Below are 15171 nucleotides of genomic sequence, written 5' to 3'. Positions count from 1 at the left end.
AGGGCGCTCGACATGCGGCAACTCCCGCTGCGAAGGCAGCGCCGCCGAGCCCCGTAACGAGCGCGTCCGGACCCGGCCTTCTCTTGAGCGCCACTCGAACGAATGCACCGGGAAGTGCGACGGGATCCAGCCCAGCAGGCCCCCCTGTGGGACAGGGCCGGCCCGTCACGACGGCGCTCTGTACGAAGGAGGGGGAGCGGGAGGACACGGCCTCAACAGGCGTGATGCGTGAAGTGACGTACCGCCACCTGGCCACTGAAGCAGACGAGGGCGGCGGCCGCATCAGGAGGGAGACGGTAGCGGCAGTCAGTCACCGTTCAACTGCGGCCCCCACCCACACAGTTGAACTGCCAGCTTGCTCAGTTAGATCGAAGCGCGGCTAGACATCCACGCGCGGAATGAGGACTACTCCATGACCAACATCGTTCATCCCGAGGACCGGCCCGCGGGCCGGCGCGGATTCGAGATCGTGCTCTCCAGCGCGATGACCAACGGGGCGGCGGCCCTGGTGGAAACCCGTATGGGCCCGGCGTGGTCGGGTCCGCCGCTGCACACCCACTCCGAGTCCGACGAGACGTACTTCGTCGTCTCCGGCTCGCTCATCCTGCAAGTGGACGACGAGGTCGTGGAGCTGGGCCCCAGCAGCATGGCCCACATCACCCCCGGCACCCGGCACACCTGGGCCACCCCCGCCTCGCACGGAGCGCACTTCCTCACCCTGCACCTGCCGGGCGGCTACGAGAACTACCACCCCACCGCGCTGCAGGCCGAGGCCGACAACGGCGGCCCGCTGACGCAGGAAGACCTGTTCAAGCTGGCGGCGAAGTTCGACTGGAAGATGGCCGGAGAGGCGCCGCTGCGGCTGACCCCGGGCGGCAAGCTCGTCCCGGCGGCGCTGGCCGACGACGAGGCCGCAGCCGCGCGTGAGGCGTGGCTGAAGGCCAACGGCGAGCCTGTCGAACTCGACGCCATCCACGAGGACGGCTTCTACGACAAGACCGGCCAGGACGCGTAAACCCGCGGCGCACGTGGGGGGGTGCCCCTGCGTGCGCCACCGCGCCTTCCCCGCCCGCTCCTCCCCCGGGCACCGGCACGTCGCGACGTAGCCGCGTCGTGGCCGCGACGTCCGGCGCCGCAAACACCCCCGGGCACCGCCGCGCCGCGCCCGCGAGGCCTCGGACCTCGGCGCGGCGGCCCTACGCCCCCGCCCGATGCCGCATCAGCATCAGGACGGCGAGCCACAGGCCGCAGCCGGTCGCGGCCACCCCCGCCCCGAGAAGCCAGTGATCGCCCCGGCCGGCGCCCACGGCGATGCACACCATTCCGAACAGGGTTCCCAGTATCGCGAACACGGCCAGCTTGCTCTCAGGTCGCACCTTGCCCCCTCCCCTTCGCGACGACGGCACACCGCTTCGGTGACCGGCCCGCCGGCAACTCCCGACGAGATACCGGCCGGTTGTTATTCGACCGCCACCAGCCCCGTGGCTGCGAGGATCCCGATGACGAGGAGGAACACTCCGACGATCACCGGGCCCATCCGCACGGTGGACTTCCCCGCGGACGCGTTCGCCCTTCCGAAAACATTGTCCTGACTCACCGCCGCACGCGCGAACTTCTTGCGGCCCAGGATGAGGCCCAGGCCGGCGAGGACGGCGAAGACGGACAGGAACACCCTCATCCTCGTTCCCCCCTGTTCGCCCAGACGCCGTCTCTGGACATGTACGCCATCAGGCACACCAGGAGAACTACACCGCCGGCCAGTCTCGTCGCGAACGGCATGTCATGCGGCGACCGCATCACCGACAACGCGATGAGCCCGAGAACAGCAAGCCCAACGAAGAACGTACTGAGCCGAGATGCATACCTGTCCATGCCATTCCCCCTTCTTCGGCCCTATGGCTACGGGTCAGTGCTTCACTCGGCCGGCACGGGCAAGACGGGCGGAGCATCACACATTCCCCGTGTTCCGTGGATCTCGCTACCTCTTGCGGGCCTTGCTCACCAAGAAGGCCACTCCGACGATGACGACCAGAGCGACAGCGACGATCCAGAAGGGTGGAGCGCCCTCCCCGGCACCCTTGGCCAGGAGCTGACCGTGCACCATGTGCTCCTCCTGTCTGCCGGTTGCTGCTTGGCGGTGTCTGCTTCAGGACGCTCGTTGCGGCCTTCTCTCCCCCCGTTCGCCCGCGCCGTCGCCGATGCCGAAGCACGTGGCGGCGCCAGCCAGCCCTCCCCGCCCGCAGTGCGCCCGCTACGGCGACAGCGACCGCGCCGCACGCCCTCGTCCAAGTCCTTGGCGATGCTGCCGATGTCGTACGCATCGAAGGCCTTGCCGACGGCGTCGAAGAAGGCGAGCCCGGTCGGTCGATGCGGTCGAAGCAGTCCTCTTCGGCGTAGAGGTAGGGGGCCTTGTTCCTGGCCGGGACGTCGGCGCGTAAAAGCGTGGTGCCAGAGCTGATCACTCGCGTGAAGTACACCCTTTTGAAACTTCTTGCGAGAACGACATCTCCGTCTTCTAGCGACCCTTTCTCATCTTGATGAGAAAGGCCAGGACAAAGCAGACGACGATGAAGCCAATAACCCAACCCGCTGTCGGCAGGTAGTCGTAACGTCCAGATGCCTGAGCCAATAGATTCATTGCGTTTTATCCCTTTCCTTCCGAGGGCAAACCTCATCCAGGCACTGCCGTTTCGACCTACTTTCAAACCGTCCTTGATTAGGCCTCTTGCGTCCTTTTTCAGCGGTTGCCCTTGCGTCTGGCCAGCGCGGCCATGGCGGCCAAAATCAATCCGCCCGCAATCGCCACTGCTCCGAAGACAATAGGCGGGCCGTCGCCAGTTGCAGCACCAGCAATACATCCGCTGACGCCAGCTACTATCGCAATAGCCGAGAAGATAAGCGCTTTCCGAATCGCTTCCTTCATCATGAGTCTCCTCGTCGCCCACCCTGTGCATTCTTCCGGTCGCAGGCTTCCCCGACGCCGGCGTCAGCGTCGGGGGAAGTCGATCGCCATGGGGTTCGGCGCGCCGACCGAGGGAGTATGTCGAGACTGGAAGCCTGTTCCTACTTTCCACCTCTGTTACACCGAGCGGTCCCGCTGCCCGCGCCGACGCGGCCCCAATCAAGAACTCTGTCTCCCCCTCCGCATCACCGCGAAGGCAAGCAGAGCCACTCCCAGCAGTCCCATGGCCCCCAAGAACAGGAACATCCCGTCACCTGTCTGCACCCCGGCAACCAAAGCCGCGATCGATATCACGATGCACACGACAGAGAATACCTGCAGTTTGAGTTTATCGTTCATTGCATGCGTCATCTCACTCCTCGCGGAGCCCAGTAGCGGCGCCATAGGGACCTCATCTGTTCCTGTTGCCGAGGAAGAATAGAGCGACCCCAACCAGCACGATGAACCCGACGGTGAAAAAAAGCGCCGATTGCCCATCTTGCAGCAACGGCGGGGCAGAAAAGGACCACATAGTAGCCATCGGATCTCAGGTACTACTTCCTCTTGCGAGCCTGGACGACGGCGAAGACGATGAAGGCGAGGATGGCGACTCCGAACACCAGCCAGAGAGGGACGCCGTCAAGCCCCTTGTAGGCCAGCACAGTCGAATCTGCAGTTGATGGCACGATGTCTCCTTCGTCGCAGGCAGAACCAGGGCTACGGCACCGATGACGACAGAAAGATCGCCCCCGCAAGATCCATCCGCAGCCCCATAGCAGCGATGCCTCCCCCCATCGGTTTTCCCCCGCCAATCATGCAGGCCTGATCCTGTTTTTCGGGCCGAGACATCAGACGCTTAACCGCTTCGCTTCTTGCGGAGATTGACCTGTGTCACCGCGAATGCAATCAATGATGCAGTAAAAAGGACAGTGGTGACGATTCTAGCGACTTTCCAGACACCACCGGAAGGGCCCCAGATTGCGTCCACCAGGTTGAGAAGCACCGCAAGCAGAAATGTGAAACACAGTACGCTTTTTGCGGCCGCGCCCCTTGTTTCTAGATTTTCCATCACGTCATCTCGCTCCGTCACACACTGTCGAGGTTGAGGCAGCTCTTCAAGCACTTGGGTCGATGCGGTTGACGCGTCACCCCTCGGCGCAGAGGCCGGGCGCCGACCACGCTGCCGTCGGCTCTCAGCTACCTCGCATCCCGCCTAGCACCCGATTCCCACTCCGGCCGGCCCGCCCGCGGCGGGGGTCAACGCTGAGGTGAGAGGCCTTCACTGCTGCGCCCCCTGATGCGCCACACGAGGAGGGCCCACATCGTCGCGACAAGGGCGAGCCCGATCCACTCGGCGGTGATGCCGTGCACCACAACCAGGTAGAACAAGATCAGGACACAATGGCTTGGTGGCGACAGTCGTCCACCGCAGATTGCGGCGGGTGTTACCGGCGTCAGTGAAGCGTTCCTGCTCCATGCCTCTCCTTTCGGAGTCGGGAGGGACCTGAGTCTCCCCCGAGTGCCACTGATGGGGCCTCTTCCTCGACTTCGGAGGACTGGGGCCCGGTGGGGTCCCCAGTCCTCCGAAGTCGTGGTCGTCAGCGCCGGCGGAAATAGAGGGATGCTCCGACAGCCAGGGTGCAGAGCAGGCCCGCCACGCTGATCCAGAGTCCCGCCGACATGCCCGCGACCAAGGCGACGACACCGATGACGACCAGGAAGACCGCCCCCGCTAGAGCCACCCACAGCCCCACGGCAGCGGTGGCCTCGCCCATCGGGTTTCCTTCGCCGATCATGTTGCCGTCGTCAGACATGAATGTTCCTCCTGTGCCGACGACTGGCTATTTGCGCTTGCTTCGGCGTGCCAGCATCGTGAAGACGAACACAGCTCCGACCGCGGCTAGGACCAGCCAGGCCCACTTGAACCAGGGCGGGCCCTCCCACCGTTCGGCCAAGATCATCGCGTTGGTCAACACGTCATCGATTCCTTTCGGAGAGATCGCTTTTCGCTCAGCCGAGGACGCCAGTGGCGTAGAGGACCCCGAACGCCGCCAGTACGAGTCCGATCACTGTGAAGACCGTACGGTTCCAGATCTGCATCGGCCTGCCGCCGGATGTACCAAATATCTCTTTGGAGCTGGCGGCACTGGCCCTCGAGAAGCGAGGCGCAAAGATCGCTAAAGCCAAACCGAAGGCAGCGATGAAGATTCCGACGGCAACGTTCACTCATGCTCCTCGTGCCTAGTAGGTGTATTGTCCGCGAATCGAGCACTTGCCGGTGCTTGCGCCAGTTCCGTAACCGATGTCCGCGCCGCTCTCATCGCCGGCGAATTTGAAGTTTCCAGCTCCCAGGCCACAGCCAGCCTCACCTGACCAGCCGCTGCTCATGTCACCGGTATCTGCGGAGAGTTCAGCGCTCGCGCCCGGTGTCCCGAAGCCGAAGGAGACGGTCGGCTTGGCACTCTCACCGTCGGTTTTACCGCCGATGCCGACGCAGATACCGAAGCAGACCTCTCCACTCAGGGACCCGGTGATGAGACCCGTCGGATCGATGCGGTTGACGGGATCGCCTTCCGCATACAGGTAGGGGTTCTGTTCCTGGCCGGAGGGGTCTGACTGGGTGAAGCGGCCGATGTTGGCGTCGTAGTAGCGGGCCTTGAGGTGGTACAGGCCGGTGGGGTCCTGGTAGTTGCCGGCGAAGCGGTAGGGCTGGGCGACCGGTTCGGTGGACTGGGCCAGGATGCGTACGCCGCGGGGGCTGTAGGCGTAGGAGTCGACCTTGTTGCCGTCCTCGTCGGTGAGGGCGATGACGCTGCCGATCGCGTCGGTGAGGTAGTAGTACGCCTTGCCCCCGGTCGTCATGGAATTCAAGGTGCCCCCGGGTTCCCGGTTGAATCCCATGTCCGCGCCGGCCGTGGTCTTCGCGGACAGGCCGAGCGGGCCGTTGTGGAAGAGCGTGTCGCCGAGCTTGATCCGCTCGCTCTGGTCGGTGGAGCCGTACTGGCCCGCGTACGTCTTGCCGTTGACGGTGATCGACGTCATCTGCGAGTAGTCCGACCACTTCTCACCGGTGCGGATGTAGTCGTCGGTGGAGGCGGCGGCGGTCTCGTTGCCGATGGCGTCGTAGGACCAGGTCCCGGTCGTGGAGGACTTGTTCGTCAGCTGCTGGGCGTCGTTGTAGGTGTAGGTGGTGCCGCGCGGGCAGCCGGGGTCGGTGCCCTGGCTGGTGAGGTTGCCGGCCAGGTCGTAGCAGTACTGCCAGGAGTCGGCGATCGTGCCGTTCTTCTCCTCCTTGGCGTAGGAGAAGCGGCCCGCCCCGTCGTAGCTGTAGGTCCGCTTCAGGCCCGAGACGCTGTCGGTGCTGGTGCGGATCTTGCTGCCGTCGGTGGCGGCGTTCGTGCCGTAGCCGTAGGTGTAGGCGAGGTTGACCAGCGTGCCCTGCGGCGAGGTGGCCTTGATGGACTCGGGCCGGCCGGACTTGTCCGGCTTGACCTCCTGCACCGTGCCGCCGGGGTAGGTGGTCGTGGTGCGGACGTCGTTGTTGTTGTACTTGTACGTCGTGATGCGGCCCTGGGGGTCCTTGAACTCCTTGAGCTTGTTGACCTCGTTCCAGGTGTAGTCGGTCGTGCCGGCGGGGTCCTTGTAGTAGTCGACGTTGCCGGCCGGGGTGTAGGCCAGCAGGGTCTGCGAGCCGTCCTGCAGGGTGCGCACGGTCTCGCGCTGCAGCGGGTCGAACTTGTAGGTGATGGTGCCGGTGCCGTCGGTGCGCTGGCTGAGGTTGCCGTCGCCGTCGTACCAGTAGCGGACGGTGTCGTTGGTGGAGGACACCGTCTTGATCCGGTCGCGGTTGTCGTAGACGTAGACCGTCTTGATGCCGCGGGCGTCCACGGCCGTCTCGGTGCGGCCCAGCGCGTCGTAGGTGAAGGTCGTCTTGGCCAGCGGGGCGGGCGGGGTGACGGTGTCCAGGTTGCCCTTGGCGTCGTAGTGGAAGTCCGTGGTGACCGTCTTCGTCGAGGTCATCTTCGTCTTGGCGGTGCAGCGCTGGCCCTCGAAGCCGCCGCACGTCGGAGAGGAAGAGTTGTAGGTGTAGGAGACGTTGCCGCCGCCGGTGCCGGTCTGCGCCACCGACATCGTGTTGCCGGCCGTGTCGTACTTGAACTCCGTCTTCTCACCGTCGGGGTTGGTGGAGTCGGAGGGGACGTCGCCGCCGCCGGCGATGGTCTGCCAGTGGTTGACCGTGGCGCCGCCGGTGGGCAGGTTCACCGTCTTGAGGTTGTTGCGGTCGTCGAAGCCGTAGTCGGTGGCGTTGCCCGGGGTGGTGCCCGAACCCATCGCATCCGTCGCGGAGTCGATGTTGTGGTTCGCGTCGAACTTCGTGGACCGCTTGTGGGTGAGCGCGTCGGTCACCTCGGTGACCTGTCCGTCCCCGTCGTGCTTGTACTTCGTCGCGTGCGACTCGGGGTCGGTCACCGTGGTGGTGCCGGCGGCCGTCGGCGAGGTGGTGTCGTAGCTGTAGGTCCAGGTCGGGCCGGTGTGGCCGGAGCCGCCCAGCTCGGTGGCGCGCAGCATGGAGGTGACGCGGTTGGCGTCGTCGTAGGTGAAGACGGTGACGCGGCCCTCGGCGGTGGTGATCTTGTTGATGCGGCGTGAGGAGTCGTAGCCGAAGACGGTGGACTTGCCTTCGGTGTCGGTGGTCTTGGCGAGGTTGCCGGCCGGGTCGAGGTCGAAGACGGCGGTGCGGCCGGTGTGGTCCTTGGCCTGCCACTGCGAGGCGTCGGTCTTGAGGAGGTCGACCCAGCGCCCGGAGCGGGTCTCGGTGAGTTTGAAGCCCTTGTGCTCGCTGCCCTCGTCGTGCTGGGTGACGGTGATGGTGCCCTTGTTACGGTCGGTGACCTTGGTCAGGGTTCCGTTCGCGTCGTAGGTGTCCTTGGTGTGGGACTTCCAGTTGTTGAGGGTGTAGGTGCCGTCGCTGTTCTTCTTCAGTTCCTGCGAGTAGCCCTTGGGGGTGGTGTAGGTGCCGTCGCTGTTCTTGGTGAAGCGGACGGTGGCGCCGCTGGCGTCGTAGAGGACGGCTTCGCTGCTGCCCAGGGAGAGGTAGCGCTCGTACTGCTGCCACCAGCGCTGGGAGACCTTGCCCCAGGGGGCGTCGAAGGAGTTGTAGGTGCGGGCCAGGGTGAGTTTCTTGCCGACGCCGGCGATGTCGAAGTCGGTGGCGGTGAGCATGAGGTTGCCGGTGGAGTAGTCGATCCGGGCGGTGAGTGCGTCGGTGATCGCGAAGTCGGTGATGCGGTGCCAGGGCACGTCACCCTGGCCCTCGGGCACGATGCTGAGGACGCTCGCGTCCTGGGCGGCGCTCCGGGCAGCCTTGCCGGCCCCGGCGGAGGGCTTGGTGGCGTGTTCCTTCTGCTCCGCGCGCCAGGCCTTGAGGTCGTCGGAGGGTGTCTTCTCCGCCTGGGAGGCGACGGGCTTGTTGGAGCCGACCTTCACCTCCGGCATGGTGAAGCGGGGCGCGTCCTTGCCCCAGGCGGAGACCGGCTTGGTGTCGTCCGCGGTGGCGGTGGCGGCCGGGAGCATCGACAGCGCGAGTGCGCCGGATGCGGCAACTGCCGTGATGGCCATGCGTGTTGTTCTCTTGCGGGCACGCCGGACGGGCGCGCCGAAGGCACGTAGGTGCACGACTTCCCCCCACAGGAAGATGAGCCCGGCAACCCCTGTGGTCACCAGGGACCCACAACCTGTCACAGGAAACGTACGGGGGTTCGAGCCGTGCCCCCGAAAACGGTTTCCATGCAGGGCGGAATCGGTCCGGCCTCTTCGGGGGATCAAGCGGAGTAAATGAGGCGGAATACGCTTCACCGCTGCGCGGTGCGGCGGCTGGTCGGGTGCCCTGGTGGGGAGGTGAACTGGCCGGATTGTGGCCCCTGTTGGGCGGCTGGATGTCAGGGGGCGGGGGTGGGTGCGGGGGGTGTCCAGCGGCGGGTGGGAGGTACGGCGCCGGGAAGGTTGTAGTCCTTCTTGAGGTGTTCGGGGATGGCGTAGTGCATGACGCGGCCGCGGGTGAGGGAGCTGAGTTCGAAGCGGGTGGTCAGGTGGCCGAGCCGGTCCAGGGCCCAGGCGGCCAGGGGTGAGCTGTCCTCGAGGGACTCCATGACGCCCAGCAGGGCGGGGGCGGCTTTGACGGCGGTGTCCCAGGGGGTGCGGGGCACCTGGAGCCAGTCGGCGCAGGTGTCGCCGATGAGGTGGCGGATGAGGGCGCCGACGACGGGGTCGAAGAGGGTGCCGGGGACGACTTCCTCGTACAGGTCCAGGAGTTGGCGGGTGAGGTGGGCGCCCTCGGGTGAGGGGCCCATGTGCCGGGTCATGTACAGGTCGGAGAAGACGCGGGCCTGTTGGAGGTCTCGCGGGGCGTGGTCCTGGTCGACGCCGAGCATGGCGCCCACCACGCGCCAGGCGTAGTAGTAGGACTCGGCGCCCTCGGTGCTCATGTGGATGCCGAGTCGGTGCAGGGCGTCCAGGGCCTGGAGGGAGAACATCATCTGCCCTCCGATCATGTCCTCCTGGCAGATCGGGGTGCCCAGGCCCGCGGTGTCCCACCGGTCCTCGCGACGCAGGTGGTGGCGGATGGCGGCGTGCAGGAGGCGGACCTTCTGCGCGGCGGGGACGAAACGGCCGCCGGCCTCGAAGGCGTCGGGCTGCATGAGGTGGACGGTGAACTGCCCGGTCTCCGCCATCCGTTTGGAGGGATAGCTCAGGCCGTGGGTCGCGGAGAGCAGTTTCGCCACGTGCGGGACGACGTAGCAGGCGGGCATGGAGGCGAAGGACAGTGCGGTGGAGATGTGCACCTGGTTGTCGATGAAGAACAGCCGGGCCTTTTCCATCTCGCCCCAGTCCACCCAGGAGGGCGGGGCGGCGGTTTCGTGCAGGTAGGCGCGGGCCACCTCCGGAAGGCCGTCGGGCAGGGGCTGGCCGGCGGTGGAGAAGTACCGCATGAGGGTGTTGAACTTGCCGACCTCGCCGCGCTCGAAGAGGGTCGCGACGGTGGTGTCGGCGAGTTCGTCGCCCGCCTGCCGCAGGGCTTGCAGGGACTGCTCGGTGTAGGTCATCGAGGGCTCCTCGCGGATGGGGGCACGTACGGCGTGCGGGGCGCGGGCGGCGTCGGGTGTGCGGGTGGTGGGCGCACCGGGCTCGCCGGGGGTGGGGCGGGGTGGTGGGTCAGTGGCGGCGGGCGGTGGCCGTGCGGGCCAGGCCCGTCAGGGCGCGGGCGGCGTCGGGGGGCAGGTCGGTGTCGTGGAGGACGGCGGCGGCGACGGCGACGCGTTCGGTGATCATCGCCTCGATGCGGGCGGGTGCCCCGGCGTCGTGCATGATCTCCTGCACCCGGCGCACCCCGTCCTGGTCGAGGTCGCGCCGGCCCAGCAGCCGGGTGAGTTCGGCCCGGTCGGCGGCCGGGGCGTGCTGCCAGGTCTGCGCGAGCAGGGCGGTGGGCCGGTGGGCGCCGAGATCGTCCGCGGCGGCCTTGCCGGTGCGGGCGGGGTCGCCGAACAGGCCCAGCAGGTCGTCGCGGAGCTGGAAGGCCTCCCCCAGCGGCAGTCCGTAGCCGGAGTAGGCCTCCAGCAGTGCGGGGCGGGCGCCGGCCAGCAGGCCGCCGATGTGCAGGGGGTGCTCGACGGTGTACTTGGCGGTTTTGTACCGGATGACCTTCAGGGAGGCGTCGGTGTCGGGGGGTGCGCCGGTGCGCAGGATCTCCAGGGCTTCACCGGCCACCAGCTCTCTGGCCAGGACGGCCCAGGCGGGGCGGGCGCGGGAGAGGTAGGCGCCGGGCAGGCCGCAGGTGGTGAACAGCTGCCCGGCCCAGGACATCAGCAGGTCCCCCACGAGCATGGCCAGGGAGCGGGCGGCGGCCTTGGGGCGGGGACTGCCGGCGGTGGCGGTGCGCAGCGCCCGGTGGGCGGTGGGCAGGCCGTGCCGCAGGGTGCTGGCGTCGATGAGGTCGTCGTGGACGACGGCGGCGGCGTGGACGAGTTCCATGGCGGCGGCCGCCCGCACCAGGGCGTCGCTGTCGGGTTGTCCGGCCGCCCGCCAGCCCCAGTAGCAGAACGCCACCCGCAGCCGTTTGCCGTGGCCGGTGGCGGCCTGGAGCTGCTCGGCGATGGGAGCCAGCTGGGCGTCGATGTCCAGCAGCGATTCGATCTCCCGCTCGACGAAGTGGGCCAGGGCCCGCTCGATACGGGCGGTCAGAGCGGCCGGCTCGCCGCCCTCAGGCATCGGCGCCGTCACCGCGGCTGGCCACCGCGCGGCGGGCCAGCACCTCCAGGTGGGCGGGTGCCGTCACCGTGCAGCGGTCAAGGGCCAGTTGGCCGCGGGCCTTGAGCTCCTGGCGGCTCTCACCGGCCAGGTCCGCCACGTCCGAGCGGCCCAGCAGGGTGCGCAGGCCTCCCACGGCGGAGCTCAGTGCGCCGACGGCCAGGTCGGCCAGGCCCGCCCCCAGCAGCACGACGTCGCTGTGCCGGCTCGCTGTCTCCTCGGTCATGACCGCCCCCTTGTGTCTGTGGCCGCCGGGGGCGAGCAGCGCGCCGGCCAGGCTGTGCTCGGCCGGTGGCCCGCCCCCTGTGGTGTGTCTGGCATCGAGCGTGACCGGGCGGGCGGGACGGCGCGGGCAAGATCACCCATCGGGTGACGGGCCGGACTGGTGTACCGGCCACGCCTGTACGAGAGCCGAGAAGGGGCGAGGGCGGAGCGGGTGGGGGTGTCAGCGGCTGAGGAGCAGGTACAGGACGGCGGTGGCTGCGACGCTGATCAGCAGGGAGCCGAGGCAGCCGACGCGGTTGCTGAAGAAGAACATGCCTGCCGGTTTCCCCCGCGGGTGCGCATCGAACGCGCCTGGCTCCGGCCGGCGGCGGGGGTGTGGAGGCGGCAGGTCAGGATGCCCCGGCCGGCCGATAAGAAACACATAAAACTTCCAGGTGTGCGGGTGTGGGGGCGGGGCAGACGGCGGGACGGAGGTTGATAACTATGGTTCCCCTGCTTCTCGTTCTTCTGCTCGCCCTGATCCTCTTCGGTGCCGGGTTCGCCCTCAAGGCACTGTGGTGGATCGCCGTGATCGTCCTGGTGATCTGGCTGGTCGGCTTCTTCGCCCGCTCCACCGGAGCAGGCGGCAACCGAGGCCGCTGGTACCGCTGGTAGCAGGCGTCAGCACTGACGCACCCGGGTGGGGGGGGGGGGGGGGGGGGGGGGGGGCGCCCCCCCCCCCCCCCCCCCCCTGCCCTTCCCTGCTTCCCTCGCGGGTCCCTCCGCCGGCCTGCGGCCGGTCAGTCCTCGCCTCTGACGATGTTCCAGTCCGGGGCCGCCTGGGCCTGCCGGTTGTCTCTGTCGGCTCTCGCGGGGACGCAGGTCCGTATGGCGCACGCGCGTCGGCGACGTGCCTTCGCCCAGCCCGTCTCGGGCCGGCGGATGATGCTGTCTCTTCTGACGTCCGCGGTCACGGCACTTCAACTTCCTTCTGCCTCCGGTCCCGCTCGGAACCGGGTCTGCTCCGCGTAGGTGGCTTCTGTCCGTCCGACCGAGTCCCCCACGACGCCGCCGGGAAACCCGCCTCCTGCGCCGGCCCCGCCCCGCGCCCGGGACGACGGCCGCGGGCGGGGCCGAGTCGGACGCCGTGACCCGTTTGGGCCGGGCCCACCGGGTACTCGGCCGCCAGAACCGGCAGAGTCGTGGTGGTCGGCACCGCACTCCGCGCCGCCCCGCACCGCCGTGCGGGCTCCCGGCGAGGTCGTGGGCACCGGCCCTGCTCCGTGCGGTTCGCCCGCCACACAGCCGCCGGGCTGCCGCTCGACGGTAGGCCGACCTCCGCAAACCTCCGCACGACGGGCGATTCGACGAGCGGGTCCCGGGTACCCAGGCAAACCCCCGACCCCCTTGGATGTGTGATGAGTGAGAAGAACCCCCTGAAGGCCAAGGCCGAGCAGGTCGTCGACGCGATCCGCGAGGCCGGCCCGTCGGACTCCGTCCCGGGCAGGCCGGGCGTGCAGCCGCCGACCGTCGCCGAGCCCACCGAGCCGCGCGAGCCGCTTCCGCCCAAGGCCGACCAGGGCTCCCCCGCGACGGTCGGCCCCACCGGTGTGCCGACCGGCGCCGCGCCGAGCGACATGGCCCAGGGGAGCACCTACCTGACCACGGCTCAAGGGGCCCGCCTCCACGACACCGACCACTCCCTGAAGGCCGGCGCCCGGGGACCGGTGCTCCTCCAGGACCACCACCTGCGGGAGAAGATCACCCACTTCGACCACGAGCGCATCCCGGAGCGTGTGGTGCACGCCCGCGGCGCGGCCGCCCACGGCATCTTCCAGGGCTACGGCACCGCCGCCAACGTCACCAAGGCGGCCTTCCTCGCCAAGGACGCCGAGACGCCGGTGTTCGTACGGTTCTCGACGGTGCTCGGCTCCCGCGGCTCGTCCGACACCGTCCGGGACACCCGGGGTTTCGCGACGAAGTTCTACACCAGCGAGGGCACCTTCGACCTGGTGGGCAACAACATCCCGGTCTTCTTCATCCAGGACGCGGTGAAGTTCCCGGACGTCATCCACGCCGGCAAGCCGCATCCCGACCGGGAGATCCCGCAGGCGCAGAGCGCGCACGACACCTTCTGGGACTTCGTCACCCTGCACACCGAGGCCACCCATCACACTCTGTGGAACATGTCCGACCGCGGCATCCCGCGCTCGTACCGCATGATGGAGGGCTTCGGCGTCCACACCTTCCGGCTGGTCAACGCCGAGGGCGCCACCACGCTGGTGAAGTTCCACTGGAAGCCCAAGCTCGGCGTCCACTCGCTGGTCTGGGAGGAGGCCCAGCTCATCAACGGCATGGACCCGGACTTCCACCGCCGGGACCTGGCCGACGCGATCGAGGCCGGCGCGTACCCGCAGTGGGAGCTGGGCATCCAGGCCTTCCCGGACACCCCGGACCAGACCTTCGAGGGCATCGACCTGCTGGACCCGACGAACATCGTCCCCGAGGAACTGGCGCCGGTGCAGCCGATCGGCATGCTCACGCTCAACGCCAACCCGTCCAACTACTTCGCGGAGACCGAGCAGGTCGCGTTCCACCCGGGCCACCTCGTCCCGGGCATCGACGTCACCGACGACCCGCTGCTGGCCGGACGGCTCTTCTCCTACCTGGACACGCAGATCAGCCGGCTGGGCGGACCGAACTTCGGCCAGCTCCCGATCAACCGCACCCACGCCCCGGTCAACGACATGCTGCGCGACGGCATGCACCAGACGGCGGTCCACACCGGAGTCGCGCCCTACCGGCCCAACTCCCTCGACGGGGGCTGCCCGTTCCTCGCGGGCGCGGACACCGGTGCGTTCGTCGAGACCCCGGTCGAGGTGCCCGCGGCCCGGAAGGTCCGGGAGGCCCCGGCGTCCTTCTCGGACCACTTCAGCCAGGCCCGGCTGTTCTGGCTCAGCATGACTCCGACGGAGCGCGAGCACATCGTCGGCGCGTACACGTTCGAGCTGAGCAAGTGCTACGAGCAGGCGATCAAGGAGCGGGCGCTGCAGGTGCTCGCCAACATCGACCCCGAGCTCTGCGAGCAGGTCGCCACCGGGCTCGGGCTGCCGGCCCCGGAGGCCACGGAGCCGCTGGTGACGCCCGAACCGAGCCCGGCCCTCTCGCAGCTGGGCAAGGTCTGGCCGCTGGAGGGGCGCATCATCGGCATCGTGACCGACGAGCAGGGTGACCTGGACGGCGTGCGCGCCGTGCAGGAGGCCGTCCTGAGCGCGGGCATGGTCCCGCTGGTCATCGCCCCGAGGGGCGGGAAGCTCGACCCGGACGGCGAACCGCTCACGGTGCAGCGCACCTTCGCCACCGCCCGGTCCGTGGAGTGCGACGCGCTCCTGCTGGCGGGCGTCCCCGGTCCCGCCAAGGACGCCTTCGGGGCCCGCGACGCCAAGGCGGGCGACGGAGCCGTCGGCGCCACCGCCGACCCGCGGGTCACGCTGATGCTGGCGGAGGCCTTCCGGCACGGCAAGGCCATCGGCGGCTGGGCGGGCGCGGACGCGGTGCTGGCGGCCGCGGGCATTCCGGCGGACGCACCGGGCGTGGTGACCGCGGACAGCGGCACGGGCGTGTTGGAACAGATCACCGGGCTGCTCGGCAAGCATCGTGTGTGGGAGCGCTTCGGAACCCGGCTCTGAGCGCAGGGCCGGCCACAGGACCAGAACGGCAGT

At 68.4% G+C, this 15171-nt stretch carries 16 protein-coding genes; 3 read left to right on the top strand and 13 right to left on the bottom strand.

The window, feature by feature from the left end; genetic code table 11:
- Nucleotides 1-412 precede the first annotated feature (412 nt).
- Complete coding sequence (locus tag ACZ4NT_RS31850; protein WP_121409852.1) at nt 413-1015, top strand: cupin domain-containing protein; 603 nt, start codon at nt 413-415, stop codon at nt 1013-1015.
- 181 nt (nt 1016-1196) lie between these two features.
- Here ACZ4NT_RS31850 and ACZ4NT_RS31845 read toward each other — a convergent pair whose 3' ends face one another.
- The 13 genes from ACZ4NT_RS31845 to ACZ4NT_RS31785 all read right to left on the bottom strand — a co-directional run bounded on the left by ACZ4NT_RS31845 (nt 1197) and on the right by ACZ4NT_RS31785 (nt 11471).
- A complete protein-coding gene (locus tag ACZ4NT_RS31845; RefSeq protein WP_467728557.1) occupies nt 1197-1376 on the bottom strand; it encodes a hypothetical protein in 180 nt (59 codons plus the stop codon).
- An 83-nt stretch (nt 1377-1459) separates the two neighbouring features.
- Nucleotides 1460-1678, bottom strand: coding sequence for a hypothetical protein (locus ACZ4NT_RS31840; RefSeq protein ID WP_147464509.1), 219 nt, complete (start codon nt 1676-1678; stop codon nt 1460-1462).
- Between the two features lie 300 nt (nt 1679-1978).
- Entirely contained in the window at nt 1979-2104 is a 126-nt protein-coding gene (locus ACZ4NT_RS31835) for a hypothetical protein (RefSeq protein ID WP_467728556.1), read from the bottom strand.
- A 633-nt stretch (nt 2105-2737) separates the two neighbouring features.
- Nucleotides 2738-2926 (bottom strand): hypothetical protein, encoded by a 189-nt coding sequence (locus tag ACZ4NT_RS31830; RefSeq protein WP_467728555.1) that lies wholly within the window; start codon nt 2924-2926, stop codon nt 2738-2740.
- 195 nt (nt 2927-3121) lie between these two features.
- On the bottom strand, nt 3122-3313 hold the full coding sequence (locus ACZ4NT_RS31825) for a hypothetical protein (RefSeq protein WP_467728554.1): 192 nt from the start codon (nt 3311-3313) through the stop codon (nt 3122-3124).
- Nucleotides 3314-3495: 182 nt separating this feature from the next.
- Entirely contained in the window at nt 3496-3627 is a 132-nt protein-coding gene (locus ACZ4NT_RS31820) for a hypothetical protein (protein ID WP_467728553.1), read from the bottom strand.
- A 571-nt stretch (nt 3628-4198) separates the two neighbouring features.
- Nucleotides 4199-4330: a hypothetical protein gene (locus ACZ4NT_RS31815; RefSeq protein ID WP_467728552.1), complete on the bottom strand. Its 132-nt coding sequence runs from the start codon at nt 4328-4330 to the stop codon at nt 4199-4201.
- 209 nt (nt 4331-4539) lie between these two features.
- On the bottom strand, nt 4540-4755 hold the full coding sequence (locus tag ACZ4NT_RS31810; protein ID WP_467728551.1) for a hypothetical protein: 216 nt from the start codon (nt 4753-4755) through the stop codon (nt 4540-4542).
- Nucleotides 4756-4951: 196 nt separating this feature from the next.
- Nucleotides 4952-5167: a hypothetical protein gene (locus ACZ4NT_RS31805; protein ID WP_121409847.1), complete on the bottom strand. Its 216-nt coding sequence runs from the start codon at nt 5165-5167 to the stop codon at nt 4952-4954.
- Between the two features lie 15 nt (nt 5168-5182).
- Nucleotides 5183-8560, bottom strand: a complete 3378-nt coding sequence (locus tag ACZ4NT_RS31800) for an RHS repeat-associated core domain-containing protein (RefSeq protein ID WP_467728550.1) — start codon at nt 8558-8560, stop codon at nt 5183-5185.
- 320 nt (nt 8561-8880) lie between these two features.
- Complete coding sequence (locus ACZ4NT_RS31795) at nt 8881-10044, bottom strand: oxygenase MpaB family protein (RefSeq protein ID WP_467728549.1); 1164 nt, start codon at nt 10042-10044, stop codon at nt 8881-8883.
- A 109-nt stretch (nt 10045-10153) separates the two neighbouring features.
- Nucleotides 10154-11206 (bottom strand): polyprenyl synthetase family protein, encoded by a 1053-nt coding sequence (locus ACZ4NT_RS31790; protein WP_467728548.1) that lies wholly within the window; start codon nt 11204-11206, stop codon nt 10154-10156.
- Nucleotides 11199-11471 (bottom strand): polyprenyl synthetase, encoded by a 273-nt coding sequence (locus tag ACZ4NT_RS31785; RefSeq protein WP_467728547.1) that lies wholly within the window; start codon nt 11469-11471, stop codon nt 11199-11201. The genes ACZ4NT_RS31790 and ACZ4NT_RS31785 overlap by 8 nt, the downstream gene beginning before the upstream one ends.
- Nucleotides 11472-11953: 482 nt before the next feature.
- Here ACZ4NT_RS31785 and ACZ4NT_RS31780 point away from each other — a divergent pair, with 482 nt between their 5' ends.
- Nucleotides 11954-12124 (top strand): DUF5670 family protein, encoded by a 171-nt coding sequence (locus ACZ4NT_RS31780; protein WP_467728546.1) that lies wholly within the window; start codon nt 11954-11956, stop codon nt 12122-12124.
- 743 nt (nt 12125-12867) lie between these two features.
- The gene (locus ACZ4NT_RS31775; protein WP_467728545.1) at nt 12868-15138 is read left to right on the top strand and encodes a catalase; all 2271 of its coding nucleotides are present in this window, start codon (nt 12868-12870) and stop codon (nt 15136-15138) included.
- The last annotated feature ends 33 nt before the right edge of the window (nt 15139-15171 follow it).

This window comes from Streptomyces sp. NPDC026417, from assembly GCF_055567695.1.
The sequence above is the reverse complement of the archived record's forward strand: the minus strand, read 5'-3'. Positions and strand labels throughout refer to the sequence as shown.

Excerpts from the sequence above, each read along its gene's own strand:
- ACZ4NT_RS31850 (WP_121409852.1), top strand. The coding sequence starts at position 413 with ATGACCAACATCGTTCATCCCGAGGACCGGCCCGCGGGCCGGCGCGGA.
- ACZ4NT_RS31810 (WP_467728551.1), bottom strand. The coding sequence starts at position 4,755 with ATGTCTGACGACGGCAACATGATCGGCGAAGGAAACCCGATGGGCGAG.
- ACZ4NT_RS31780 (WP_467728546.1), top strand. The coding sequence starts at position 11,954 with ATGGTTCCCCTGCTTCTCGTTCTTCTGCTCGCCCTGATCCTCTTCGGT.
- ACZ4NT_RS31825 (WP_467728554.1), bottom strand. The coding sequence starts at position 3,313 with ATGACGCATGCAATGAACGATAAACTCAAACTGCAGGTATTCTCTGTC.
- ACZ4NT_RS31840 (WP_147464509.1), bottom strand. The coding sequence starts at position 1,678 with ATGAGGGTGTTCCTGTCCGTCTTCGCCGTCCTCGCCGGCCTGGGCCTC.
- ACZ4NT_RS31830 (WP_467728555.1), bottom strand. The coding sequence starts at position 2,926 with ATGATGAAGGAAGCGATTCGGAAAGCGCTTATCTTCTCGGCTATTGCG.
- ACZ4NT_RS31790 (WP_467728548.1), bottom strand. The coding sequence starts at position 11,206 with ATGCCTGAGGGCGGCGAGCCGGCCGCTCTGACCGCCCGTATCGAGCGG.
- ACZ4NT_RS31800 (WP_467728550.1), bottom strand. The coding sequence starts at position 8,560 with ATGGCCATCACGGCAGTTGCCGCATCCGGCGCACTCGCGCTGTCGATG.
- ACZ4NT_RS31835 (WP_467728556.1), bottom strand. The coding sequence starts at position 2,104 with ATGGTGCACGGTCAGCTCCTGGCCAAGGGTGCCGGGGAGGGCGCTCCA.
- ACZ4NT_RS31795 (WP_467728549.1), bottom strand. The coding sequence starts at position 10,044 with ATGACCTACACCGAGCAGTCCCTGCAAGCCCTGCGGCAGGCGGGCGAC.
- ACZ4NT_RS31775 (WP_467728545.1), top strand. The coding sequence starts at position 12,868 with ATGAGTGAGAAGAACCCCCTGAAGGCCAAGGCCGAGCAGGTCGTCGAC.
- ACZ4NT_RS31785 (WP_467728547.1), bottom strand. The coding sequence starts at position 11,471 with ATGACCGAGGAGACAGCGAGCCGGCACAGCGACGTCGTGCTGCTGGGG.